We start from the raw sequence: 23704 nt of genomic DNA on the forward strand, positions 1-23704 counted from the left end.
GACGGAACAACGGAAGGATGCGCGGTTTCCCGTTCAATTTTCCCACCTTGAGTTCTAACCCGAGCAGATTGCCGGGCGGCTCCGACGCGCGTATCCTGACGACATGAGCAAGCACCTCTCGGCCGAGACCATCTATGTAGGCCTGTATGTGCTGCCACGCGGAGCGCTGCGGAGCGAGCTGTTGGCGGCGTTGCGTCAGGCACGCAAGGCCCGCCGGCCTCGGGCACGAGGCGCAGACCGCCGCGGCCAGATTCCCAACATGACGCCCATCGCCGAGCGTCCCGCCGACGTGAGCACTCGCACCGTGCCGGGTCACTGGGAAGGGCGACCTCATCAAGGGAGCGCGCAATAGATCGGCTGTCGGGACCTTGGTGGAGCGGACGACCCGCCGGGTCATCCTGGCCCGGATGGAGGGGACGGATGCGACGAGTGCCCGCCAGGGCTTGACGAAGAAACTCCGGCACGTGCCTGCCGCACTGCGGAAAACCCTGACGTATGATCGGGGCAAAGAGATGGCCGAGCATGAGCAGTTGCTCAGCGGCTCGCGATCCAGATCTTCTTTGCCGAGCCGTACAGCCCCTGGCAACGTGGCACCAACGAAAACACCAATGGCCTGCTGCGCCAGTACCTGCCCAAAGGGACGGACTTGTCCGGTTATACCCAGCGTGCGTTGAATGCCATCGCCCATCGGCTGAACACGCGCCCACGAAAATGTCTCGACGTTGCCACGCCCTTGGAAGCTTACGCGCAGTGGCGCCTTCATTCACCCGTTGCACTTGGAACTTGAAACCGCCAGGATTTTCAATCGTAACGTCAATATTGGTTCTGAGCGATCTTGCAAGTGACAACGGACTGGCCGCATCGCTAGACTGCTGAAATTCGCGGTTGTGTTTTGTAGTGTCGGCTCGCAAGGCTAATAAGATTAGGTTCTCACTCGGGGCATCGACTCAGTAAAGGGGGTCAAGCTACGATGTGGAGCGAGCGACGGAATCGTCTACTAAGGGAGTCGATTGAGGCTAAGATGCGAGCGACTACTATGCGGCTTTGGCCGCGCGGCGTTTCGCGACTTGCCCAAGAATATCAAGAGCGGCGATGCGATAGGTCTCCGCATAGGTGGGGAAGTTGAAGACGTTGTCGATAAAGGATTCGACCGTTGCCGAGCTCTGGAGAGCCAATTGTCCCAGGTGGACCAGTTCTGTGGCTGAATCGCCGACGATTTGTACGCCGAGCAGTCGGTCTCCGTCCGGATCGGCGACCATCTTGAGCAGGCCATGGCTTGCTCCTGATATCTGGGCACGCGCAACTTCCTCAAACTTCGCCCGTCCAATCAACGGATCCTTATACCGTTCTCTGGCGCTCTTCTCATCCAAGCCGATGCTGGCCATTTCAGGAATCGTATAGATTCCTAGCGGGATGGTTGACGCGGCATCACCGACCGGGAGGTTCAGCGCATGACGGACCGCTCGTCGGCCCTGTTCCATGGCCTTGGACGCCAGTGCCGGGCCGCTGACCATATCACCCACGGCGTAGATGTGCTCGATATTCGTCTGACAATACTGATTGACCGGGATGAGCCCCTTGTCCGATACCGTGACGCCGGCTGCCTCGAGACCTAGGTCTTCGATATTGGCTTGTCGCCCAAGGGCGACCAACATCTTTTCACTCTTCACGACAGTTCCGTCGTGCAATGTTGTGAGGACATGCGCCACTTGGTCCCACCGAACTTGTGTGATCTGACACTCGCCTCGATAGTGGCTGCCGCACTGTTCGAGTCCTTGCACAAACTGATCAACGAGCTCTCGATCCATGAATTGTAACGGATAGGGTGCACGGTCGATCAGTGTGACCTCAACCCCAAGCAAAGCAAATATGGAGGCATATTCGCAGCCGATGACCCCACCACCGATGACCGTCAGCGATTGCGGCAGGTACATCATGGAGAGGAGTGAGTCGCTGTCGAGGATATGTTCATGGTCGACAGGAATCTCCTGCGGACTTCTGGGACGTGACCCCGTGCCCACAACGATAGTGCCGGCAGTCAGCTGTTGCTGTGCACCATCGACGGTCTGCATCTCGATGGTGTGATCATTCAGAAAGTGCGCACGTCCATGGAGCAGGGAGATACCATTGCGTCGAAGTTGCTGGCTCATGAAAGAATCGTGGGCCTGAACGACTTGTTCAAGGCGGCTCAAGAGCGTGGCAATGTGCATGTCCGGCTTGAGACTGAATTGGAATACCTCACCGGCCCGCTTGAGTCGATCGAGTTGGAGGGCGCTTTCTCGCAATGTTTTGCTTGGAATGGTTCCACGATAGACGCAGCTGCCTCCAATCCCGCGTTCTCGTTCAATGAGGGCAACCCGTTTACCGGCCTTGGCGCCCTGGACTGCCGCTTTCTGTCCAGCGGGACCTGCTCCGATCACAATGATGTCATACGTGCTTGGTGTACTCATAGGTTCATGGCATTCACAATGGTTAACACCTGATCTTTTGTCAGCAGGAGTGTATCGATGTCTTGAGGGTACAGGTTTAATTCAGCAAAGACGGAATGATCGCGAAGGGTGTCCTCCGGCATTTCGTCAGGTGTCAGAAGATGACTGGCTAATCGATTGGCCACACAGGTCAGCAGGCACTCCTGACGGAATTCTGTCGCATGGTCGTAGTCTCCGTAGTACTGAATGGCCACTGCGACTTGTTTGGGGAGGCCCCACTTGTCGGCGATCATGGACCCCACTTCGGTGTGATAGCCGGCCATCCAGCCAGACAGGACGGGTTTCTCAAGAGCGATGCGCTGTTGACTTGCAAGGGTCGTCGCAGTTCGCAAGACGACGGGCTTTCCGATGGCGTGCAAGAGACCGCAGAGGTAGGCACTTTCGACGTTGACTCGCCTCATGCGCGCAACTTCCTTGGCGAAGGCTCCGCTTGCCAAGGAGTGGCGCCACAGTTGTTTTACATCGTCTTCATATCCTGGTACTTTGAAGGCGCCGGTTTTTAGGGATGCGGTAAAGGCGATTTCGGACAGCAAGGTAATGCCTAGCATGGCCACAGCATGCTGGAGCGAGACGACCGGACTGCGGGGCATATAGGCCGGCGAGTTGGCAATCCGGAGAACGTGTGCGGCGAGCGCTTGGTCTTGATGAATCAATGCTGAGAGCTTGGCCGCATCGGCATTTGGATCTGACGCGAGTGCCATCACTTTGCTGGCAGCTTGCGGGAGCAAGGGAAGTTCGACGTCGCCGGTTTTAATTTTCTGAACTAAGGCCTGTTCGAGCTGCTCAAGTTGACTCGCGGCCGGCTGGATGTCAGAAGGCATAGAGGGGCTCCTCAATGAGGACTATCTATCGATGACCGTCCTTTGTCGGTTGCTTCCCGAGGAAAGTTGAGCGGTGGTGACTTGGAAATGGTCGCCGACCATACAATTATCTGTTTTGAGAGGGAATGATGTATCAATATCCATTCATGATGGGGGTGTTGTGGGTGGCAATCGCCGGATTAAGCGTCCCGCAGGGCGTCGCCGCTGAGTCAAAGGCTGGGACCGAGAAGATCGTCAAAGAGGCCCGCGAGACGATCGAGGCGACCAAGGAGTATACCGTTCAGCAAAAGGAGGCGATTGAGAGGAAAGCGCATGACGAGTTGGTGGCGCTTCAACGGCAAATCGTCGAACTGCGTGGGAAGGTGACAAAAACGTCTGAAACGACACGAGCAGAGCTACAGAAGTCACTGCATGAGCTCGAGAAGAAGAAAGATGGTGCCAAAGAGCGATTAGACGAATTGAAGGGTGCCACGGATGCCAAATGGCATGACGTGCAGGAGGGGATGACGACGGCTCTGAACGAACTCACGCAGTCATATCAGAAACTGCTGTCTCATCTCCCATAAATAGCGTTGACGTATTCACTCATGGAGTCTTGAGAATGAAGGTGGTTACACTCGCCGATTATCAACAGTTCAGCAGTGACAAGATGAAGAAGAATAACCTGTTTCAAACGGAGCGGTTTTTCTGTGACATCTATTGCTTAGAGCCTGGCCAGGAGCAAAAGGGGCATGTCCATGGCCATCAGGATAAGGTGTATCTTGTGCTTGAGGGGCAAGGGACGTTTCAGGTCGGCACCGAGCAGCGAGTACTCGAAGTAGGGCAGGGCACGATGGCTTCAGCTGGGCAAGAGCATGGTGTGAAGAATCATACAAGCGGGCGGCTTAGCGTGCTGGTCTTTGTCGCACCGAATCCATCTTGATAGATTCAGGGGATTGCTGTTTGCTCTGAAAGATGAAGAGGAGAAGCGGTCTCCCGCGTTCTCCCCCTTCGTCTGTCGGATCAGAATCGGATGATTATGGCTTCTAGTCCGTATGGTCGGACGGATTTCCGTCGTGTGAATACATGTGCTGATAGGCGATGACTTGCCAAATTTGCTGCTCTGACAACAGTCTCTTCCAGGCCTTCATCTTTGTCTTGGGAACCCCTTCCGATACACGTCAGAACCAAATAGCTGTTCGAGCACGAGCAGGTGGCCCAGCGGCTCACGATCCGATCTTCTTTGCCGATCCGTACAGCCCCTGGCAACGCGGCATCAACGAGCATACGAATGGCCGACTGCGCCAGTATTCACCCGTTGCACGTGGAACTTGAAACCGCCCGGTAATTCTCGCCGTTGACTCTCCTCGACATGTGTTAGGGCTATAGTGTCCCTCCGTAACTTCTCCACTTCAGTCTTTTGCTGATCCAATTCCTTGGCATAGTCGGCAAGAAAGAAATCAGTCGTCCTTTTGAGTGCGATCAAGTACGCATCAAGCCGAGCGCCAACCTGTCTGCTATGGATATGGGTACTCTGGCTGATCGGTTTCTGAGTGATTGGGCTGCCTGCTGGCGGTCATGCCATCACAGGCTGGTCACGATGAAGGCAGCTCCGACTCCCAGGGCAAACAACAGTACGAACGATAACAGTCCCACGATATACGTCATCGCGCCCTCCAGGTTGAAGCCTCATGTGGACCAACTGTTACGTAAGGAGATGTGGCATCATCCGTACCAATAGACATCAACTAAATATTCAAATGAAATCAGTTTGTTAGCTCGACACACGGAGCGCGAGTGTTTTCACCAGTGAAGGCTGCAGAGAACGAGGGGATCGTCTAATTAACCATAAGACTGAGGCAACATTCAGAATATCAACCAGTTATATATATGGAACCGTAGCGTAGGGTTTGGCGAACAGCGGTGCTCTTTCCTTGCACAGCGAGATTCCTGCAATGGAGCTGAAGCTCACTAGCAATCAGAGGCGATCAGGAAACGTCAGTTCGGCAATCGCAGATTTATCCAGGTCACCTTTGCCCAATTCAATCAATCGTTGATATTGGCTCACGGTTGCCTGTGCGAGTGGTAGGGAGAGGCCGGCTCCTTTGGCCAAGTCGAGCGCGATGGCCGAGTCTTTCGCGGCGTGGGCTGCTGAAAAGTAACAGTCGTGCGCACGGAGCTGCATATCTTCTCCATCTGTTTCCAGTACTCGCGAGGCAGCTCCGGTCTGACTGAATACCTCACGCAGGAGAGTCAGATCGATTCCCAGTGCCTTCCCCAGGCCTAACCCTTCTGCCAAGGCTGCGGTATTGCTGTTCATCACCATGTTGACGAGCGCTTTAACTGTTGCCGCTTCTCCAGCTGGGCCGATATATCGTACTATCGTACCGAGGCTGTTCAGCACCGGGCGAGCCCGGTTGAACACGTTCTGCTTGCCCCCACACATGATATACAAGGTGCCCTGCCGAGCCTGGGTGATGCTGCTTGCTATACAGGCTTCAAGGACTGCGCCACCCCGCCGTTCAACGGCCTGTTCGATGTCGATGTGAAGTGCCGGCGTAAGAGTCGCACAGTTGATGAAGAGTCGATCTTTCGCGTGAGCCATCAGACTGGTCGAGTCCACTTCCGAATAAATGTCCCGCATCGCCGCGTCGTCCGATACGACGGTGATGACGATATCGGATAGTTCCGCGACCCGCGCTGGTGACGCGGCTGCTTCCGAATCCAGTTCAAGTGCCAGCGACTGCGATGCGGTGGCATGATGATCCTGAACTGCCGCGATGCGGTATCCGTGATCCTTCAGGCGTCTGGCCATATTGGCCCCCATCCGACCGACACCGACGAATCCGATGCGAGCTTTTGTGTCAGCCATGACAGGGCATCCTTTCTGGAGGCCTAGGATCAAAGATGGGATCGCTAGCCCACATTATTCATGACGATTCATGACGAAACCGCCCAGACGCCAGGCGAGACGGGCACGCGGAGCCCTGAGGGGCCAAGGCATACTTGAAACAGTATGTCGAGGTCACGAAGGGCGAGCCTGCCCGCTTGGCCGCGCGAAGCTTGCGGCCAAGCTAGTCGCAGCGGCGTATCGGCGGTTGCAGTTGAAACGTTCATGAGTAATGTGGGCTAAAGTTGACGGTCTTCCGTCGGTTCAGAACGAACTTTGGTCCATCGGAGGTTGCTCTTCCCATCGGCCGTGGTAAATCCTCGGTCATGGAAGGCAATGACGCTGACACGTTGATGCTGCTTTTGAACAGGTTGGAGTTGAGGGATGCCATCTTTGGTGTACACGGTCCCGCGGAGCGTATTGACAATCAGCAGATCAGTCGCGGCGGAGGGTTTGATGAGCCACACGAAGGCGGCGGAACCTCCGGCATAGGTGCCGGATCCCTCCCATTGGCCGACGAGATCAGAATCAACAGTCTTGAGTTGAAAGACCGGTACGCTCGTGGCGTCGCGTCGGAGTTTCCAGAGCTCGGCTGGGATGCGCGTGGGGTTTTGATCGATTGAGAGTCTTGTCCAGTTGGCCTGAACACTGCCGGTACTCGCAAACGATTTGGACGTCGCCTTGCGGTAGGTCCCTTTCCATCCAAGGCCCTTGAACGTGTTGGCGCGCTCGAGTGACCACAGACCTGCTTCAGCGTTCAAAATTCCGTCAAACTGCATCATGGATGAGAGTGACCACGTGAGATTGGGTTGAATGATGAGGAGCATGTCGTGCTGGGTCGTCCCCTGTGTGAGATGCGTATGCCAGGTTCCCACCAGGCTCGTCGGATCAAATGACGTCGCTTTCTTTGGTCCAACTTGGGCACCTGACGGGGCAGGACGTGTTTGTGTGAGCGTGACGGGGGCCGGTGGAGCGACGGTCTCGGTGTGGGTTCCACGGCCAGACATGGAGGGTGGGGCGGAGGGAGGGAGCGTGGCCGTCAAGGATGCGCCATATCGGGTTGCGGCGGTCCTGCTCAATTGGGTGACCAATTCACCAAGTTGTTTCTGTTGGGTCGAAGAGACGATCACGGTCACAAACGCGTCTCGATGCATGAAGGTCAGTCGGGACAGGGTCGGAGAGGAGTCAATTCGCACCGCTCCATCGCCCAGGCCTGGAATAAGATGGCTGTCACGGCGCAGACGCTCTTTATTGAACCATGCCCGCCGGTCCGTACCAGGTGCGTTGTCCAGCTGGACCGTGACGGCATTTCCCGCATTCTGGTGGGCTTTGAAGATACAGGTTGTTGGATCAGCTAGAGTCCCCTCCCGAACCGGTTCTCCAAGCACCCGTTCCACGTCTGCAACGGTTATCAGGGAACAGGGGGATGTTTTTGAGCTGAACAGGCTGGATGACTCACTGCATGAAAAAAGCAGCGGAGCCAGCCCAAGAAATGTGTACGGTAGTATGCGGGAGAACATCGCGACGTTGCCTTGATGATTCGTGGTTGGGGATTGTACCGTGAATGAGCGGCGGAGTGCCAGTGGGGCTCAAGCTGCGGCACGGTGTGCGCTGTGGTGGGCAGGAACCCCTTTGATCGAGCGGGAAATGGTAACGAGTTGTACCGATCAGCCGGCTACGAATCGCAAGGCCACGCCGTTGATGCAGTACCGAAGGCCGGTGGGTCTCGGCCCATCCTTAAACACATGGCCCTGGTGGCCCTCACATCGCGCGCAATGAACTTCCGTTCTGGACATGAAGAATTGGGAATCGGTTCGCGTCTCGATCACGCGTGGATCGATCGGCTGCCAGAAGCTGGGCCAACCGGTACGGCTGTCAAACTTGTGCTCGGATGAGAAGAGCGGCAAATCACAGCCGGCGCAGTAATAGATCCCTGACGCATGGTTGTCATGCAGTGCGTTGACGAATGCTCTCTCTGTATCTTCATGCCGCAAGACACGATAGGCGGCGGGGGACAGTTGTTTCTTCCATTCCTCATCACTCTTCGTGATCTTCACGATTGGATCGATCTGAACTGTAGGTGGCATCGGGGCTCCCTTCATTGGTTACGTGTGTCAGTCGAACGGCACGCTGAAGTCTTACAGGGTTCCTCATGAGCACGGCAATCCCCTCTGTATGGTGTAATAAATGGTACGGTTCGGGAATTCAGAATGCAAGGGTTCAAGGGGAGGTCTGGTATCGTTCCTCGGCGTTCAAACCGGTGAAGGCCAGGAATCGGCCATCCAGCGTGATCCCGTCCCTACGGAACGGTCATCACCGCCTGGAAAGGATGCCGGTCTTCTCAGGTCAATCAGGGGCAGAAATCTTCCGAAGAAGTTTCCATATTGTCCAGAGAGATGGGTTCGGCTCAGTCAGTTCAGGTTCTGCAAGGTTGATGTGAACGTCATGCAGGGGAGTGTTCAGATTCTCTACTTGGGTCACGGGGTACCAATATTCGTACGGCTGCTCCCAGCGATCACGGCAGACTAATCTCAAATAGCACCGGCTGAGTGGTTTCACGCGGATCGGCGTGGCCGGTCCCAGCACGATGGGAATCGAGTGTTTGTGATACCGAGGCCCATGTGAATACAGGGCTTTGACGGAAAAACTGCCCTCCCATCCGCTGAGCTGAAGCAGGCAATCATACGCGACTCCTTGCCCAACGTTCTCCAAATCAGGCGTCAGTGTGATGACATCTCCGGCGTGGAACGTCGAGAGGTTGGTGATGCGCAGAGCGGGCTGCTCAGCCCGGAAGTCGTTCCTCAGTCGATCAACGAATCCACGCCAAAAGTATATCCCTGCTCCTGCGCAGACGATGAAAGTCAGAAGGCCGATGAGTAACGACCAGTCCATGGTGTGCGTGTCCGGTTGAGTCAGTGCGTGGTCAGAAAAATGGAAAACCTACGTGGCGGAGAGGCGAGTGTCAACTGGACAGTCTACGTGCATCACGACCGTTACATGGGCGAACGGCGTTTCGCTCGGATAAGGTCTGAAACGGGAAAGCCGAGTTGCTGAGCTTTCCCGACCACGCGTTGGTAGGTCACGTCGTCAAGATGTGGGCTGCGGGATAGTATCCAGAGATAGCGGCGGTTCTGCGTGCCGACAAGAGCCGTCTGATAATCCGGATCGAGATCGAGGATCCAATAGTTACCGTCTCTGGAGGGGCCGACAAGCCGCGCGAAGAAATTGTCAAATGTGACTGCCAGTTTTGCATTTGTTTGTGTATCCACTATCGTCGCGATGCCGTCGGCTTGATCGAGCCCGCCGGTATCGGTCACGCATTCGTTGTGCACGCCGATCGTACTATCAGGACGAATCGTATAGATGGCCTTTGAGTCGATGCAGTGGCGCTGAAACCACATGGGGAGCCGCGCAATCTCATACCACGTCCCGGCGTAACGGGCGAGGTCCACCGACGCCACAGTTTGCAGGGGCGGTCTCGACTCTATTCCTGCACAGCTTGCCAGGATCAGTGCGCACATGCTCATGAGCATCGAGAGACTTGTCTTCACGGCTGACTCTTTTCGAGTGACCAAGTCGTGACCTCTCTGAGCCTGATGCTCGAGCTCCCATCCACTGTATCGCATACATGGAAGTAGGAGAGAGTCCATGAAAGACGAGGGAAAACGGTCGGCCCTCATACCCCCGTCACCTGGCCAGGATACTCGACGAGATGGTCGTTCAAGAAATTCGCGAGGGATAATGGCGGAGGGGGCGAGATTTGAACTCGCGGATGGGTTACCCCATCTCCGGTTTTCAAGACCGGCACGTTCGGCCGCTCCGTCACCCCTCCAAACCGACCTGTTGAGTTCTATATGATGACCACGCTCGCTCGACCCCGGAGCATCCTGTTCTTTTCAAGCGGTGACGAGATCGCGCAGTATACGGCGTTCCGGTGGGCTTGGTAAACACCCATTCGCGTTTCTTCGAGAACCTTCAGCACGTTGGCATCAGCGCTTGAGATGTGGAACCAGACCGGAACACGTGTCCTGCTCCCTGTGCAAGTGAGACCTTCTCCAACAAAGTCTCACTACTCACGAGCCGCAGCATCCGTTCTATTCGGAATAGAGAACGAGTAGAAGACCAAAGAGAACGACGCCTCCTCCCCACCCAACCTCAAACCACTTCCTCACCTGAGGCGATGCACCAGGTAGCCAGGAGGCCAGGCCCTTGGACAGACCCGCAATGACCCCCACGGTTCCCAACACTGCATGATGAAGGTCGATCCTGGCTGCGCCGGGATGGTTCGCATGGGAATGGACGAAGAGTAGGAGGCTTCCGGCCAGGGCTAAGAATACCAATGGAGCTGCCCAGGCTGGATGTCGCACACGGCCGGTTCGTCGGAGTGCCTCGCACACGGCTATGGCGATGGCAAGAACTGCACAGAACTTGTGCTCGATCATTTCCCGATCCTGGCCGAAAAATGTGTCGGCAAAGCTGAGGGAGCCGATCGGCCAGGCGTCATGGTCACTCCAGATCATATTGTAGACTCCGACTACACCGAGGATAGTCGGCAGGGCAAGGCGGGTCCACAATGGCAAGGGATACTGTAGGGCGTAGCCTAACTCTGCAAACCCAAACAGCATGTCGCAGAGACCAGTGAAATGATGGCTAAACTCCGAATAGGCAATGCCTTCCGGTGATCCTTCCCAGCGTCCACTGGCATGACCGTGATGATCAGTGGTGCCACCAGTTTCAGCGGAGACATCCTGATGACCTGATGGTGCTTGCGCCTGCGCACCTGAAATGCTGGTACAGGAGACAATAAAGACGAGAAGGCTAGATAGTAGGTAGGACCAGCGCATTGTACTCAATGAGGAACTCCACCGAGAGGCGTCCGCCTCTAGTCGAGCGCACCATAGCACGCATCCTTTTTCCAGGCTATCCAAAATGCAGCAGAAGCTGATCGAGAGAACGCTACGGGGGCGGATGCCATTGCTGCTTCTCAAACGTGATGCAGTTGATTTGCGTACATCAGCAATCGTCGTAGCGTGCTACAGGACTGAGTTCTGGTTCGGACAAGTCTTTGAAACTATATTCGATGATAGTAGGGAACTATATGGTCCTCCTTTTTGTCCTGGTGGTGCAAATCGAACATGGGACAAGACCCCATGACTCGGTGGAGGCATACCGATTGTGGAGGGGAGTCGTGTGCCTGTGAAGTCTGCGAAGCTCACACATCCATTGGGCGTCTATCGCTCAGCGTGACCCAGCCGCGAATGATCCGATACACGAACCAGAGTCCGACCAGACCGATCGGGAGCCACATGAAGAGGAGGCCGATCCCCAATGTCGCGATGATGAAGGCCCCGCAGAGGGAGATCCAGAGCAGTCCAAACCAGAAGGTTCGGATCTGCCAGTGAAAGTGCGAATCGAGCCAGGTGCCGCGAGCCTCGCTCCGCTTGATGTAGTTCAGAATGACCGCAATGATCGAAGGCCAGCCGGTGAGGAAGGCGCCGACCACTGTGGCCGTGCCGATGATGCCGGTCAGCAGGCTGAACGCGTGCAGGGCGTACACGACCTTCGTCCAGGTGACAAGTGAATCCATGAGTTCGCTCCATTCTGACGTGCTGTGGGGAGTGTGGCCTCTATCAGGACCCTCCGTTCAGCATAGTCACCGGCTTCGGTGCAGTGCAAGACCACCAGTGACCGAGCAGATATGATGCCGCTAGGCTTGTTGGAGGCGGGGAGTAACGGTCACGTTTGAAGCGGTGCCGCTAAGCGGAAATGGTATCTGAGCGTATGCCGGAGGGAGAGTGTGCCGATTCTGAGGGAGGCAGGCGACCATGTCGCCCAGTTCCAGAAAGTCTCCACACCGCACCTTGTGGTTCTTGCCCGATCCATGCCCGGTTACGTTCAAGCCTTCTGTTTCCCGCGTTTGGCTGCATGTCGGGGATTTTCATACACCAACTCTGCCCGTTCATGCTCTGACCAGAGTCGCACGCCATAGACTTCTTGTAATTCCAACGTGGCTTTCGCGTCGCCCTTTCTCGCCTTTCGAAAGAGAGTCTGGCGATGCAGGTCTTCTTCTTCTTGACTCAGGGACCATTGTGCGGCCATCTCGACTCCTTTGGTGTTGTCTTAAACGGAGGCGGGTTTGTACACGAGTTCGATTCACAATTCAAGGTGTGAAGAATCGGAGCTGGGGTGCTGGAAATTGTTGAGAGTGTTAGCACGAGGCTCCTGAGTAGTAACCGAACGATGCTCGATCAACGCACAAGCTTGGAGATTTGAGTCAGATCCTCGAATCACACCGATTTCCCGATACCCATTCTGTGTCGCATGCACAATACAAGATCTGCCCCCCAGCTTTTTTGATTAACGCTTGAGTACATTGATTATCCTGAAGCATCTACAAGCGTTTCTCTATTGTCTCTCAGCAACTCTCTGTCGAATTTCCTTCACTTCTTGAAATGCTTTCTGGGCTTCAGCAATCTGTTGCTTGGCACGGTAGAGCTTTCCAAGATTATTAAGCGTCACCGCCAGCGCAGGCTCATGAACAGCAGGATTGGTTTTGGATAGCTGCCGATAGAGAGCGAGTGCCTCAAGATAAACCTTTTCTGCTTCGTCGAGGCGTTGAGTATCACGATAGAGGGTTGCCACATTGTTGAGTGCTAAGGCCACATATGACTCATAGACAGCAGGATCGACCTGAGCCAGCCGCTTGATTATAGGGAGGCTTTCTTGAAACGCTCTTTCTGACTCACTAAAGCGCTGAGTGTCGTGATAAAAGCCTCCTGCATTCATGAGTGTCCCGGCGAGTTTTAACTCATAGACAGCAGGATTGTCCTCTGCCAGCTGCCGGTAAAGGCAGAGGACTTCATCATATGTCTTCTCCGCCTTAGTGAACTGCCTAGTTTCGGTAAAGTTAATTGCCAAATTGTATCACTAGTGTCCGGTTAAATTGCGGCGTGCCGGCGGCAACATCAATATGGATAAGGGTTTTAAGAGATTCATGGATGTCCACGATTTGAATTTCAAATTGAGCATTGGCGATCATTTCGGGTGTAACCAACCTGGAGTGCCGTATGAACGTGGGCAAGACACTGTTTGCGCAAGTCATGGAGTACGTTCCGTGGAAGACCTTTGGACGCATCATCGACCGACACGACGGAGATGCGGGAGTGCGCACCTTGGACTGCGCCGATTTGTTTCGCGTGATGGCGTTCTCGCAATTGACGTGGCGCGAGTCTTTGCGCGACATCGAATCCTGCTTGGCGTCCAACCACAGCAAACTGTTTCACATGGGCTTGAGCGGTATTCCTGCCCGATCCACGCTCTCGGACGCGCTGAACCAGCGCGACTGGCAAATTTATCATGCGCTGGCGATGCGCTTGATTCTGCGTGCCCGCGATCTTTACGCCAAGGAGCCAACCGGGCTGGAACTCGATGCGACGGTCTACGCGCTGGACTCGACCACGATCGATCTGTGTTTGAGTCTGTTCGACTGGGCACCGTTTCGCAGCACCAAGGCGGCGGTGAAGATGCACACGCTGCTGGACTTGCGTGGCGCGATCCCGGCCTTCATTCACATCAGCGATGGCAAGATGGGCGACGTCAAGGTGCTCGATATCTTGCCCATCGAAGCGGGGGCGTTTTACGTGATGGATCGGGGGTATCTGGACTTCCGCCGACTCTTCACGCTGCATCAGGCCGGCGCGTTCTTTGTGACCCGCGCCAAACGCGGTATGGACGCACAGCGTGTGTACTCGACCAAAACCGACCGACGCACGGGAGTGATCTGCGATCAATCGATTCGGCTCAACGGTTTTTACGTGTCCCGCGACTATCCCGAACATCTGCGGCGCATCCGATACAAAGACCCCGTGTCGGGCAAGACGCTGGTATTTCTGACCAACAACACGACGCTGCCGCCGTTGACTATTGCCGCGTTGTACAAGAACCGCTGGCACGTGGAGTTGTTCTTCAAATGGATCAAACAACATCTGCGCATCAAGCGTTTTCTGGGCACGAGCGAGAACGCGGTGAAGACGCAAATCTGGTGCGCCGTGTCCACCTATGTGCTGATTGCCATTGTCAAAAAGGAGCTCCACCTCAATGCCTCGCTCTACACGTTGTTACAGATATTGTCGGTCTCGATTTTCGAGAAAACCCTTATTTCATGCGCCTTGCAGCCTGACACTACCGGAATCATGGCACCACCACCCCATAACCAAATGATTCTGTTTGATTTTTAACCGGACACTAGTGAAATTGTTTAGAGTCATGGCGAGATCGGAATTATAGACAGCGGGGTTAACTTGAGCCAGCCGTCGATAAAGGGTGAGGGCTTCTGTAAATGAATCCTCCGCCTCGGTAAACCGTTTCGTCTCGCTGTACAAATTGGCCAGATTGTTAAGTGCCAGCGCAACATTAGGCTCATGGGCAGCGGGATCAGTTTTAGCCAACCTCCGGTCGATGGCGAGGCTTTTTTGAAACGCTCTTTCTGACTCGCCGATTCGCTTGAGATCGGAATAGAGATTGCCTAAGTTGTGAAGCGTCTCCGCGAGTCCCGGCTCATAGGCGGCTGGATTCAACGTGGCCAGCTTCTGACGAATAGTGAGAGTTTCCAGCTGTGCTTTTTCTGATTCATCAAATTTCTGCGTCGTTCTATAGAGACTTGCAAGGAGGTGAAGCGTATCCGCCACTGTTGATTCGTATGCGTTGAGATTTGCCTTGGCCAGTTTCCGCCGGAGGGTGAGCGCTTCTTGGCCCGCTTCTTCCGCTTCTCTGAATTGCTGAGCGGTTTCGTAGAAATGAGTAAGGTTGTTGAGCGTTTCTGCCAGAGCGGACTCATAAGCAGTGGGATTTGCCTTGGCCAGTTTCCGCCGGAGGGTGAGGGATTCTTGATGCATCTGTTGTGCTTTGACAAACTGCTGGGTTGAGCCGTAGAGATTGGCTAGGTTGTTCAGCGTGGCAGCAACATCAGGCTCATAGTCGACTGGCTTAGTTTGTGCAAGCCTCCGACGGATAATGAGCGCTTCTTGATATGCCTTCTCCGCTTCGTCAAACTTCTGAATCTTTCGGTAGAGACTCGCGAGGTTATTGAGGGTTGCTGCAATAACGTATTCATGTGCGTCGGTATCAGCCGGGGTGAGTTTGCGCAGAACGGATAACAATTCAATATACACACGCTCAGCCTTGGTATAGTCGTTCTGTTTCAGTAGTGTGGTGCCGTACGCGAAGAGGTAAATCGGATTTTCGGTTCTATATTGGGATGCCTTCTCATAATGCGGTAAGGCTTGATCGGGACGAAACTCTAATTCATAGATTCGACCTCGATTGAAATGATTCTCCGCAATTTTAAGTATTTCTTTTTCTTGTCGTTCTAAGGCCTGGTCATATAGGTGGCCTGCTTGTTCAAGTTCACCTTGATCGAGCAACGCTTTTGCCTGTTTGGCGAGTTCATTGGTCTCGCCGGCTTCGGCTAGTCTCGCTTCTGTCTCTTTGTACTTCTTGATCCATTCATTGGCTTCTTGGATTTTCTCGTCGAGAGATCGTCTTGCTTTCCCTAATTCGTTGTCTTTTTCATCTAGAAATTCATTAAGCCGCTTGACGACTTTTGGATCAACTCCAGTGCAGTTAATTGTTACCTTACCTTTAACTCCTGCTATGGCGGGGCTACACCAGCCCTCGGTGCGCTGGGTCGTGGACATAGGCCACCCTAACGTTGGAAAAAGGAGGATGCCGACTATGAACCACCATCGAAACATCATGGATTGGTAACCGTAATAGTGACGTCTCCCCTGGTGTTGGCAATAGCAGGACTGCCCGGACCTGAGGTCTTTTGGTCAACCTTGTTATCACCGAAGGTCTTTTGTTGAGAAATTTCTTCGTGGGCGTTCGGTCTCGGCAATGGTTCTTGCGTAGTGGCTGTTTTCTCAGCAGTGGGCGAAGTAGTGCTGATGTATGCTAAGCAAAGGCCTCCAATCAGTGCGATGAATGCCATGACGATGAACGATACCTGCGCCCAAACTGGTTGAAAGGAAGTTCGTCGCCATGTGAGGAAAAGCAAAAAAGTAAAAAGCGCAAACCCAGCCAGCCCTAGCGGATGAGTAACGACCTTTGCCCATTCACCCATGTTGTATTTATCCCAAGATGAGGGTCTGAAGAATACATCTAAACATAATTAAAATCGAGGCTGTACCTGTTGCTTAACGAAAGGCCGGAGGCGGTTCCCAGGCGAGGGGATAAACGGGGGGAATAGAATGCGGTATCAGGCGGTAAAGGACGGGAATCGGCGGTAGAAGACGGTACTCAGGTGAGCAGGGGAATCGTCAGTGTTCAAGCGTGGTTTCGAAGTTTTTCGCGGGGTTCAAGGACTGATGCTTCGGGATTTTCAAGACAGGCACGTTCGGTCGCTGTGTGGCGTTCGTTGGGAGGGCGATGGGATAGACTCACTCTTTGGTGATTCTGTCCATCCCTCCCATATATGGCCGCAGTACCAGAGGTACCTCAACCGAGCCATCCGACTGTTGGTAATTCTCCAGGATCGCTACCACGGTTCGCCCGACAGCTAGGCCAGACCCATTGAGCGTGTGGACAAAGTCGGCCTTGGCCTCTTTCTTTCCCCCGGTTGGCCTATACTTGATGCTCGCTCGCCTGGCCTGAAACGATTCAAAATTGCTGCAGGACGAAATCTCTCGACTGAGGCGTGCACAGACAGATACCGGGAGCCTATTGTGTGGTTGGCCCCCTCAGTAAGCCTTCTGAAAATCCGGTTTACTCAGCACGCGCACGATGTCAATGCGGGCCCCAAATCGCTTAAAGACCACCCGATAATCGCCCGCTCGTAATCGATACAACGGCTCCTTAAAGCCCTGCAACTTCTTGATCCGTTTCCCGTCTGGAAAGGGATCGTCGGCGAGGCGGGCACAGTCGGCAAGAATTTGGTTGGCGATCTTGACGGAGAAGATATCCAGATCGCGTTGTGCTTTCTCGGACAGAAACACCTGGCAGGTCACGCGGTACGGACTTTCTTTCTCCTCCGTGTGGCCTTGTAGTCGGATAGGGACATGGACCGGCCAGCGCGGATGTCTTTCAACCCCTCTTCGATCTTCTTCCGCAGTTTTGGGCTATAGGCCAACAAGGCATCCTCGATGTCGTCTTCCGTTACGGGAACCAGCATGGCGGTCGGGCGCCCGTGGGTGGTGACGAGGACGGTGTTCCCTCGTTCGACGGTCCTGAGCATTTCAGATGTCTTGGCCTTCAGATCGCGTACGTTGGTAAATCTCACGACTCTCTCCTGTAGTTGCAAGTGTGGCTACATCGTAGAGTCTCGCCGCAACGAAGTCAAGGACCGTTGCGCTTAGTCACTTCAGTGGTGTACGGAAGCTAATTTGCTCTGCCACAGAAGGATAGTGGGGGTTAGGGGGGGGGATAACTTTTCAACCAAGATTGCTCGACCCTAGAGATCACGCGCGACAGGATCATGCCACTCTTGGGATTCTATTCTTTCTGTATTCTTTCCAGTCCTCCCATATATGGCCGCAGTACAGATGGGATCTCCACCGAGCCGTCAGGTTGCTGGAAATTTTCCAAGATAGCCACCACGGTTCGTCCGACGGCTAAGCCGGAACCATTGAGGGTATGAACGAAGTCGGTCTTCGTGTCTTTCTTTCCCCCGGTCGGCCGATACTTGATGCTCGCGCGTCTGGCCTGAAACGATTCAAAATTGCTGCACGACGAGATCTCTCGGTATTGTTGCTGTGAAGGCAGCCACACCTCAAGGTCGTAAGTCTTCGCCGAAGAAAATCCCATATCCCCGGTGCAGAGTGCGATGACTCGATAGGGGAGGTTCAACCCCTGCAAGATCGACTCGGCATGACCCGTCAGCCGCTCAAGCTCGTCGTATGAACAATCCGGTGTCGTAAATGTCACGAGCTCGACTTTGTTGAATTGGTGAAGCCGGATCAGGCCTCGCGTGTCCTTGCCATAGGACCCAGCCTCTCGCCTGAAGCAAGGTGTGTAGGCCGTATAGCGGAGCGGTAAGCGGTCTCCACCCAGGATCTCCTCACGATGCAGGTTCGTCACCGGTACTTCCGCAGTCGGAATCAGGAAGTAGTCTTCGTCTTTCATGCGGAAGAGATCTTCTTCGAACTTCGGAAGCTGACCAGTCCCAGTCATCGACGCACGGTTCACCATGAGGGGAGGCAGCACCTCTCGATAGCCATGCTGGGTGGTGTGCAGATCGAGCATGTAGTTGATCAGCGCTCGTTCCAGCCTAGCACCGGCTCCGGTCATGACGGAAAACCTGGCTCCGGCAATCTTCGCGGCTCGATCGAAATCCAAGATGCCGAGCTGCTCTCCGACTTCCCAATGGGGTTTGGGGGGGCTCGAAAAAGACGGCACGGTGCCCCAGCGACGGACTTCGACATTCTCCGAGGCGTCAGCCCCCACCGGGACCGAGGCATGGGGAAGATTGGGAATGCGAAGCGCGACGTCAGTGAGCGACTCCTCGACCTTGCGGAGGGCTCCCTCGGCGTCTTTGATGCGATCCCCCAACTGTTTCATCGCGGCCATGGCCGCTTCGGCCGGTTCTTTGGCTCGTCGCAGCCGAGCCACCTCTTCCGAGCCTTTATTCAGCTCGAATCGGAGCTGCTCAACTGCGGTCGTCGCGGCTCGCCGTTCCTCGCTCAACTTTTGGAGATCAGCCCACGGGACGTCGTTCCCACGTCGTCCGAGAGCAGTGCGGATGTCGTCGAGGTTTTCGCGGAGTGCCTTCAGGTCGTACACAAGTCGCTCTTAGCAGGCTGCTGAAAACATTTCAGAACTCACGGACGTTCGGCCCCTCGCAGGTGATGGACTGAATCGGATTCGTGCGCAGGATGTTCAAATAGGCCTTTCAGCAAGGCCGCAACGAGCGAAGAGGCGAGGAGGTACATACCAAGCTTTGCTTGAACCGCTCGCTTCGATCACATGCGAGCGGATAAGCACCTTTCCATCGCCTTCTACGTTGAGCCTCTGAGCAATGCGAGAACGAAGCTGAAGGCCTATTTCAATATCCTGCTAGAAAGCGGTTGGAATCTAGCACTCGATTTCTACAGAGTCAATGAATGGCCAGCTCAGGGGACATGAGCCGATGGCTTCCCTATGGAATTGACATCGAATGGGTGTGAAGAACAGGATGTCGACCATGCGCCAGATCTCCAATCCTCCCAACCCATTTGAGTCGCAGCATCGGGACCTTCTGGAACCGGTCGCCTCGCCGCAATTGATGGTGTATACAGACGAGACGCGAGAGATTCTGAGCCGTAACGACAGTCCGGATTTACCGTTTCGATGGAGTGTGAATCCCTATCGAGGCTGCTTTCATGCCTGTGCCTATTGTTATGCACGTCCTTCGCATGAATATTGGGGGTTCGGTGCGGGAACCGATTTTGAGAGCAAAATCGTGGTGAAGGAAGATGCTCCACGATTACTTCGGCAGCAATTTGAGAAGGCTTCATGGCCTGGAGAGCTGATCGTCTTTTCAGGAAACACGGACTGCTACCAGCCGATTGAGGCAGAGTACGAGTTGACCCGAGCCTGTCTGCAGGTCTGTGCAGACTATCGGAACCCTGTCGGTATTATTACGAAAGGCGCGTTGGTGTTGCGCGATCTTGATGTGCTCATGCAGTTACACCATGAGGCCTGGATCCTGGTTTACTTTAGTATTCCCTTTGCGTCAGACGAGATGGCTAGAAAGGTAGAGCCCCAGGCTCCGTCCATTACGAAACGGTTCTCTGCCATGAAGGCGCTTTCCGACGCCGGCATCCCAACCGGTCTTTCGATTGCGCCGATCATTCCTGGTCTGAATGAAGATGATATTCCTGAACTGTTGGATCGTGCGTATGGTGCCGGCGCCCGTACTGCGACCCATAGCCTGTTGAGACTATCCGGCAGTCTGGAGGCGGTATTTCTGGATCGGATGGGGGAGGCCTTTCCAAAACGGATTGGAAAGATCACCAATCGACTCCGTGAGATCAGGGGCGGGTCGTTGACGGAGAGCCGATTCTTCACGCGGCAGGTAGGGCAAGGACCCTATTGGGAGTTGATCGAACAGCTATTCGATCTGGCGAGACGGCGGGCAGGATTTAATGACGATGTTACGATCGCGGTTCCACAGACGTTTCGTCGTCCGGGCGGGGAACAGGGCTCACTCTTTTAGCAGGATGCTGAAAAAGGCCGCCAGCGGCGTTCTCGCATCGCTCAGAGGCTCAACGTACCGAAGCGTACGCCTTCGTCTCTTCGCTCGCTGCGGCCTTGCTAGCAGCCTTTTTGAGCATCCTGCCATCAACCCAGTTTCCGCAGCCTGGTAATTGGAGGAGATATAAAACATGAAACATAATCCGGGGTTCTTGCAACTTGTCGAACAGGCAAAACGACGTGTGAAGGAGTGTAGTGTGGCTGAGGTAAAGGCTCGTCTCGACCGGGGTGAGCGGTTCCACTTCATCGATATTCGGGAAGATCATGAATTCGCCAAGGACCATGCCCAAGGCGCCCGCCACCTGGGGAAGGGAATCATTGAGCGGGATATCGAGTCGGTGGTTCCTGATAAGCAGGACTCAGTGGTGCTCTATTGTGGGGGAGGCTATCGATCGGCGCTAGCGGCCGATGTATTGCAGCAGATGGGGTATGAGAACGTGATCTCCATGGATGGAGGAATTCGTGCGTGGCGGGAGGCCGGATACCCGCTGGAATAGGGTGACGGCCTCCCCACACATTGTTTGATTACTTGTTCGTCCGATCGAACTCCTTGATGACCTGCTCGGTGAGATCAATCGTATCCTTGCTGTAGATCACGATCTTGACGGTCTGTTCGCTCCCTTTGTCGACGACGATGGACACGCCTCCTTTTTCAGCGACCGTTTGTGTTGCCGAGGAGATTTTCTTCATGTACTCGTCGACCAGCTCCTTTTGTTTTTTCTGGAGTTCCATGTTGAATTCTTGCGCACGCTTCTGGAAGTCCTGAACCTTTGTCCGGAATTGCCCCTCTTTTTCCTTCTTTTCCGTGTCGGTCCACTTGGGGGCCTGCTCTTTCAATTGTTTCTCGGTATTGCGAAGGTCTTCTTCATCTTTGGCGAGAAGCTTCTGCCTGGTTCCTACGTATTCCTTCAGCGTTTCGAGCGCGCGTTTCCCTGCCTTGGATTTTTCTAAGACGGATTGCGGGTCTACCACACCCATCTTAAACTCCGCGGCTTGGGCGTGAGGCGCAGTGAGTAAGAGAACGGGAGAAAGGGCTATTGCCAGAAACAGGGATCGCAGAGCAGAAATACGCATCTTGGTTCTTATGCCTCCTGGCCTAGTTTGTGAAATCACGCGAGAATACCCGCGCATCGTGGGTCTGTCAAGCGATGGGATCGCTACCATGAATCAAAACTGATTGACTCTTCCGCGATCCAGATCTCGACGCCGTAGCGCCACTTGAGGCGTCGAGCAACCGCTCGCAAGGCGTATTCATCTGCGTGGACTGGATCAAACGGATTCTTGATCTTCTGAATCTTTTCTTTTCTGAACGGCGGTGGATAGCCAAGGTCTTTCATGGCAAGGGCCACGATATTCAACTGAAAAATGCGTGGTGTTTGGTTCAGTTGCGCCAGGATGACCTCGGTCGATCCATCTGAAGTCGTGTGGGTTTTGTAGACTTCAAGCACTCGGCTTTTGAGCTGAGACCGTTGTGTGTCTGTAAACTCAGGGATGGCTAACTCTATCAACAGCGCATTGGTAGCTCCGTTGAACGATGGCATGTTGAAAAGTCTGCTTAGTAATCCCATGACCTTCCCTACGACTACGGTGTTGTGAGTAAAAAGAGCCGCTTGTCATCGTGGCAAGCGGCGACAGAGTCGGCAGAGTGTACCGAAAATGGGCCACAGTATTCCACTGTTTGCTAGGAGTGTGATCCGAGCTCCGGTGAGGGTATGGTGAGCAGAAAAAGAGGGGCAGGCAGGCCTCTCTAGTCTTCATAGTCTGGACAAGATCTTGTCGAGTAGGCGCTTGACGGTCTTGGCAGGGGGAAGCTTGGCCTTGTCGATCTGCGCAAACTCCAGCGTGACGGAATGGTTGCTCTTAAAAGCGGTGCAGCCGACCTCATAGATGTGCTTGCCATTCATTGGCCCCGAGAACGTGGAGCAGTCGATTCCCTCGATAGTCAGACGTTGTTCCGAGTCCCCAGCACTCTTTTTCTCGTTTTGGTCAAGCGCGTCAGCCATCTGTTCCCAGGCCTTCTTGTCAATCGGATCTTTGGTGGTCGAGACCGACCAACGGACGGGAAAGGCGGTGTACTGCCCGGCCATCTCACTCGTGCATTGGTCCATCTGCATATCGGTGATCAACCCCGGCAGTGAGCCCTTCTTGAGTGACGCAGAGTCGTCCGGAAATAAGCTGGTGACAGCGACTCCTACGCTTGCCAGCTCTTCACGGGTGAGCAGCGTGCATATCTTGAGCGAATCCGACAGGGCGAGGCTAAGGGAAGGGCTCAATATGATGGCGGCGACAACGGTTGAGATGAAGCAGCGAACTCGCATCGGGTGGACCTTTCTTAGGATTGAGCATGTTTCAACTATAATCGATCATAGCCCTACAGAAGCAATCATTCTTCACATGAGCGCTGGGAATGTGTCGTGTTTATGACGATATCAGAGGTTACGCGGTGGGTGGACTCTCTCACGCCCACAGGCCGGAACGGCAGCCTCCTTACGCCGCATGGCGACGGGCAGGGCTTGAGGCTCAGCCAGCATTGCGATTACGTGGGGAAACGGACTTGACGATAATGGGGGAGGTGGCTGAGAATGTGTGCGGTTCTTCTGCTATCTGAGAGATCGTGTGAGGCTGAGGCGCACAATCCCGGGCAGCCTCTTCCACAGTAAGACCGCAGAAGCGAGCAGCCTGCTCTCATCAACCAAGGAGTTCCATTGTGACGCAGATTTACACGAGAAGGGTCATGAGCACGTGTGTAATGGTGCTCGCCCTGTTCATGGGGCTCCCGACATTTGCTCATGAAGATCGGGCCCCGACAGGCTCGTGGAAAGGAGTGCTCCGTTCCACCACGGAACAGCGTCCGCCATTGACCACCCTCTTGACCTTCACCGCCGATGGCAATCTCGTCGAATCACGCCGTCTCTATCTGCCGGAGTCTCCGTTAGGTCCACTGCTTGCGACGCCGGGTCACGGCGAGTGGCGCCGTTCCAAGAACGGCGGGTTCGACGCAACGATCGTGGTGCTCTACCAAGGGGCTTCCGAGCATCCCACATCGCCTGGAATCGTTATCGGCAGGGAGAAGGTGCGGTACAAGTTGCAACTGCTCAATGGTGGCCAACAACTTCAAGGGACCATCTTGGTCGAAGTGCAAGATGCCGAGGGCAACGTCGTCTCTTCTGATCCAGGCACCATCGAGGCCACGCGCATCCGGCCCGAACCCTTGCCGTAACAGCAGGCGTCGCAAAGCCGAGACATTTTTTCGGGAATGTGCTCAAGCGATGGACGGTCGTGTTCAACTCGCGCTGGGT

At 54.7% G+C, this 23704-nt stretch carries 26 protein-coding genes, 1 tRNA gene and 2 pseudogenes; 8 read left to right on the forward strand and 21 right to left on the reverse strand.

Annotation, left to right across the window (positions count from 1 at the left end; all coding sequences use genetic code 11):
• Window positions 1-547 precede the first annotated feature (547 nt).
• Window positions 548-787, forward strand: coding sequence for an IS30 family transposase (locus tag E8D52_11140; protein ID TKB67966.1), 240 nt, complete (start codon window positions 548-550; stop codon window positions 785-787).
• 247 nt (window positions 788-1034) lie between these two features.
• Here the strand turns inward: E8D52_11140 and E8D52_11145 are convergent, their stop codons facing one another.
• Entirely contained in the window at window positions 1035-2450 is a 1416-nt protein-coding gene (locus E8D52_11145; GenBank protein ID TKB67822.1) for a Si-specific NAD(P)(+) transhydrogenase, read from the reverse strand.
• Window positions 2447-3310 (reverse strand): HDOD domain-containing protein, encoded by an 864-nt coding sequence (locus E8D52_11150; GenBank protein TKB67823.1) that lies wholly within the window; start codon window positions 3308-3310, stop codon window positions 2447-2449. Before E8D52_11150 ends, E8D52_11145 begins: the two co-directional genes overlap by 4 nt.
• Window positions 3311-3435: 125 nt before the next feature.
• Between E8D52_11150 and E8D52_11155 the strand changes: the two genes are divergently transcribed.
• From E8D52_11155 to E8D52_11165, 3 genes are all read left to right on the forward strand, one after another.
• Window positions 3436-3876: a hypothetical protein gene (locus E8D52_11155; GenBank protein ID TKB67824.1), complete on the forward strand. Its 441-nt coding sequence runs from the start codon at window positions 3436-3438 to the stop codon at window positions 3874-3876.
• Between the two features lie 35 nt (window positions 3877-3911).
• Window positions 3912-4232: a cupin domain-containing protein gene (locus tag E8D52_11160; GenBank protein ID TKB67825.1), complete on the forward strand. Its 321-nt coding sequence runs from the start codon at window positions 3912-3914 to the stop codon at window positions 4230-4232.
• Window positions 4233-4390: 158 nt separating this feature from the next.
• Window positions 4391-4624, forward strand: a complete 234-nt coding sequence (locus E8D52_11165; GenBank protein TKB67826.1) for a hypothetical protein — start codon at window positions 4391-4393, stop codon at window positions 4622-4624.
• A gap of 643 nt (window positions 4625-5267) precedes the next feature.
• Here the strand turns inward: E8D52_11165 and E8D52_11170 are convergent.
• From E8D52_11170 to E8D52_11215, 10 genes are all read right to left on the reverse strand, one after another.
• On the reverse strand, window positions 5268-6161 hold the full coding sequence (locus E8D52_11170) for an NAD(P)-dependent oxidoreductase (GenBank protein ID TKB67827.1): 894 nt from the start codon (window positions 6159-6161) through the stop codon (window positions 5268-5270).
• A 257-nt stretch (window positions 6162-6418) separates the two neighbouring features.
• Complete coding sequence (locus E8D52_11175; protein TKB67828.1) at window positions 6419-7576, reverse strand: hypothetical protein; 1158 nt, start codon at window positions 7574-7576, stop codon at window positions 6419-6421.
• A gap of 270 nt (window positions 7577-7846) precedes the next feature.
• Window positions 7847-8266 (reverse strand): peptide-methionine (R)-S-oxide reductase MsrB, encoded by a 420-nt coding sequence (gene msrB, locus E8D52_11180; protein ID TKB67829.1) that lies wholly within the window; start codon window positions 8264-8266, stop codon window positions 7847-7849.
• A 259-nt stretch (window positions 8267-8525) separates the two neighbouring features.
• Window positions 8526-9071, reverse strand: coding sequence for a hypothetical protein (locus E8D52_11185; protein ID TKB67830.1), 546 nt, complete (start codon window positions 9069-9071; stop codon window positions 8526-8528).
• A 101-nt stretch (window positions 9072-9172) separates the two neighbouring features.
• The gene (locus E8D52_11190; GenBank protein TKB67967.1) at window positions 9173-9712 is read right to left on the reverse strand and encodes a hypothetical protein; all 540 of its coding nucleotides are present in this window, start codon (window positions 9710-9712) and stop codon (window positions 9173-9175) included.
• Between the two features lie 209 nt (window positions 9713-9921).
• A tRNA-Ser gene (locus tag E8D52_11195) sits at window positions 9922-10011 on the reverse strand.
• A gap of 262 nt (window positions 10012-10273) precedes the next feature.
• Window positions 10274-11032: a hypothetical protein gene (locus E8D52_11200; protein ID TKB67831.1), complete on the reverse strand. Its 759-nt coding sequence runs from the start codon at window positions 11030-11032 to the stop codon at window positions 10274-10276.
• Between the two features lie 359 nt (window positions 11033-11391).
• Window positions 11392-11766: a hypothetical protein gene (locus E8D52_11205; GenBank protein ID TKB67832.1), complete on the reverse strand. Its 375-nt coding sequence runs from the start codon at window positions 11764-11766 to the stop codon at window positions 11392-11394.
• Window positions 11767-12074: 308 nt separating this feature from the next.
• A complete protein-coding gene (locus E8D52_11210; protein ID TKB67833.1) occupies window positions 12075-12278 on the reverse strand; it encodes a hypothetical protein in 204 nt (67 codons plus the stop codon).
• Between the two features lie 306 nt (window positions 12279-12584).
• On the reverse strand, window positions 12585-13097 hold the full coding sequence (locus E8D52_11215) for a tetratricopeptide repeat protein (protein TKB67834.1): 513 nt from the start codon (window positions 13095-13097) through the stop codon (window positions 12585-12587).
• A 149-nt stretch (window positions 13098-13246) separates the two neighbouring features.
• Between E8D52_11215 and E8D52_11220 the strand changes: the two are divergent.
• Window positions 13247-14353: pseudogene (locus tag E8D52_11220) on the forward strand (IS4 family transposase).
• Here the strand turns inward: E8D52_11220 and E8D52_11225 are convergent.
• The 6 genes and pseudogenes from E8D52_11225 to serS all read right to left on the reverse strand — a co-directional run bounded on the left by E8D52_11225 (window position 14339) and on the right by serS (window position 18953).
• Entirely contained in the window at window positions 14339-15934 is a 1596-nt protein-coding gene (locus E8D52_11225) for a tetratricopeptide repeat protein (protein ID TKB67835.1), read from the reverse strand. The pseudogene E8D52_11220 and the gene E8D52_11225 overlap by 15 nt on opposite strands.
• Complete coding sequence (locus E8D52_11230; GenBank protein ID TKB67836.1) at window positions 15931-16299, reverse strand: hypothetical protein; 369 nt, start codon at window positions 16297-16299, stop codon at window positions 15931-15933. Before E8D52_11230 ends, E8D52_11225 begins: the two co-directional genes overlap by 4 nt.
• A gap of 316 nt (window positions 16300-16615) precedes the next feature.
• Window positions 16616-16864: pseudogene (locus tag E8D52_11235) on the reverse strand (serine--tRNA ligase).
• Window positions 16865-16915: 51 nt separating this feature from the next.
• Window positions 16916-17227: a hypothetical protein gene (locus tag E8D52_11240; protein TKB67837.1), complete on the reverse strand. Its 312-nt coding sequence runs from the start codon at window positions 17225-17227 to the stop codon at window positions 16916-16918.
• Complete coding sequence (locus E8D52_11245) at window positions 17179-17454, reverse strand: type II toxin-antitoxin system prevent-host-death family antitoxin (GenBank protein TKB67838.1); 276 nt, start codon at window positions 17452-17454, stop codon at window positions 17179-17181. The genes E8D52_11240 and E8D52_11245 overlap by 49 nt, the downstream gene beginning before the upstream one ends.
• A gap of 212 nt (window positions 17455-17666) precedes the next feature.
• A complete protein-coding gene (serS, locus tag E8D52_11250; GenBank protein ID TKB67839.1) occupies window positions 17667-18953 on the reverse strand; it encodes a serine--tRNA ligase in 1287 nt (428 codons plus the stop codon).
• A gap of 373 nt (window positions 18954-19326) precedes the next feature.
• On the opposite strand from serS, the gene E8D52_11255 reads away from it, so the two are divergent.
• Together E8D52_11255 and E8D52_11260 are read left to right on the forward strand one after the other, a co-directional pair.
• Window positions 19327-20367 (forward strand): PA0069 family radical SAM protein, encoded by a 1041-nt coding sequence (locus E8D52_11255; protein ID TKB67840.1) that lies wholly within the window; start codon window positions 19327-19329, stop codon window positions 20365-20367.
• A gap of 169 nt (window positions 20368-20536) precedes the next feature.
• Window positions 20537-20902, forward strand: a complete 366-nt coding sequence (locus tag E8D52_11260) for a sulfurtransferase (protein ID TKB67841.1) — start codon at window positions 20537-20539, stop codon at window positions 20900-20902.
• A gap of 28 nt (window positions 20903-20930) precedes the next feature.
• Here the strand turns inward: E8D52_11260 and E8D52_11265 are convergent, their stop codons facing one another.
• The 3 genes from E8D52_11265 to E8D52_11275 form a co-directional block, all read right to left on the reverse strand.
• Window positions 20931-21569 carry an OmpH family outer membrane protein gene (locus tag E8D52_11265; GenBank protein ID TKB67842.1) on the reverse strand — a complete coding sequence of 213 codons (639 nt, stop codon included), beginning with the start codon at window positions 21567-21569 and terminating at the stop codon, window positions 20931-20933.
• Entirely contained in the window at window positions 21563-21946 is a 384-nt protein-coding gene (locus E8D52_11270; protein TKB67843.1) for a hypothetical protein, read from the reverse strand. Before E8D52_11270 ends, E8D52_11265 begins: the two co-directional genes overlap by 7 nt.
• Before the next feature lie 213 nt (window positions 21947-22159).
• Complete coding sequence (locus tag E8D52_11275; GenBank protein TKB67844.1) at window positions 22160-22723, reverse strand: hypothetical protein; 564 nt, start codon at window positions 22721-22723, stop codon at window positions 22160-22162.
• A 416-nt stretch (window positions 22724-23139) separates the two neighbouring features.
• On the opposite strand from E8D52_11275, the gene E8D52_11280 reads away from it, so the two are divergent.
• Complete coding sequence (locus E8D52_11280) at window positions 23140-23625, forward strand: hypothetical protein (GenBank protein TKB67845.1); 486 nt, start codon at window positions 23140-23142, stop codon at window positions 23623-23625.
• The last annotated feature ends 79 nt before the right edge of the window (window positions 23626-23704 follow it).

The sequence above is a fragment of the Nitrospira sp. genome, assembly GCA_005116745.1.
Taxonomy (GTDB): Bacteria; Nitrospirota; Nitrospiria; order Nitrospirales; family Nitrospiraceae; genus Nitrospira_D.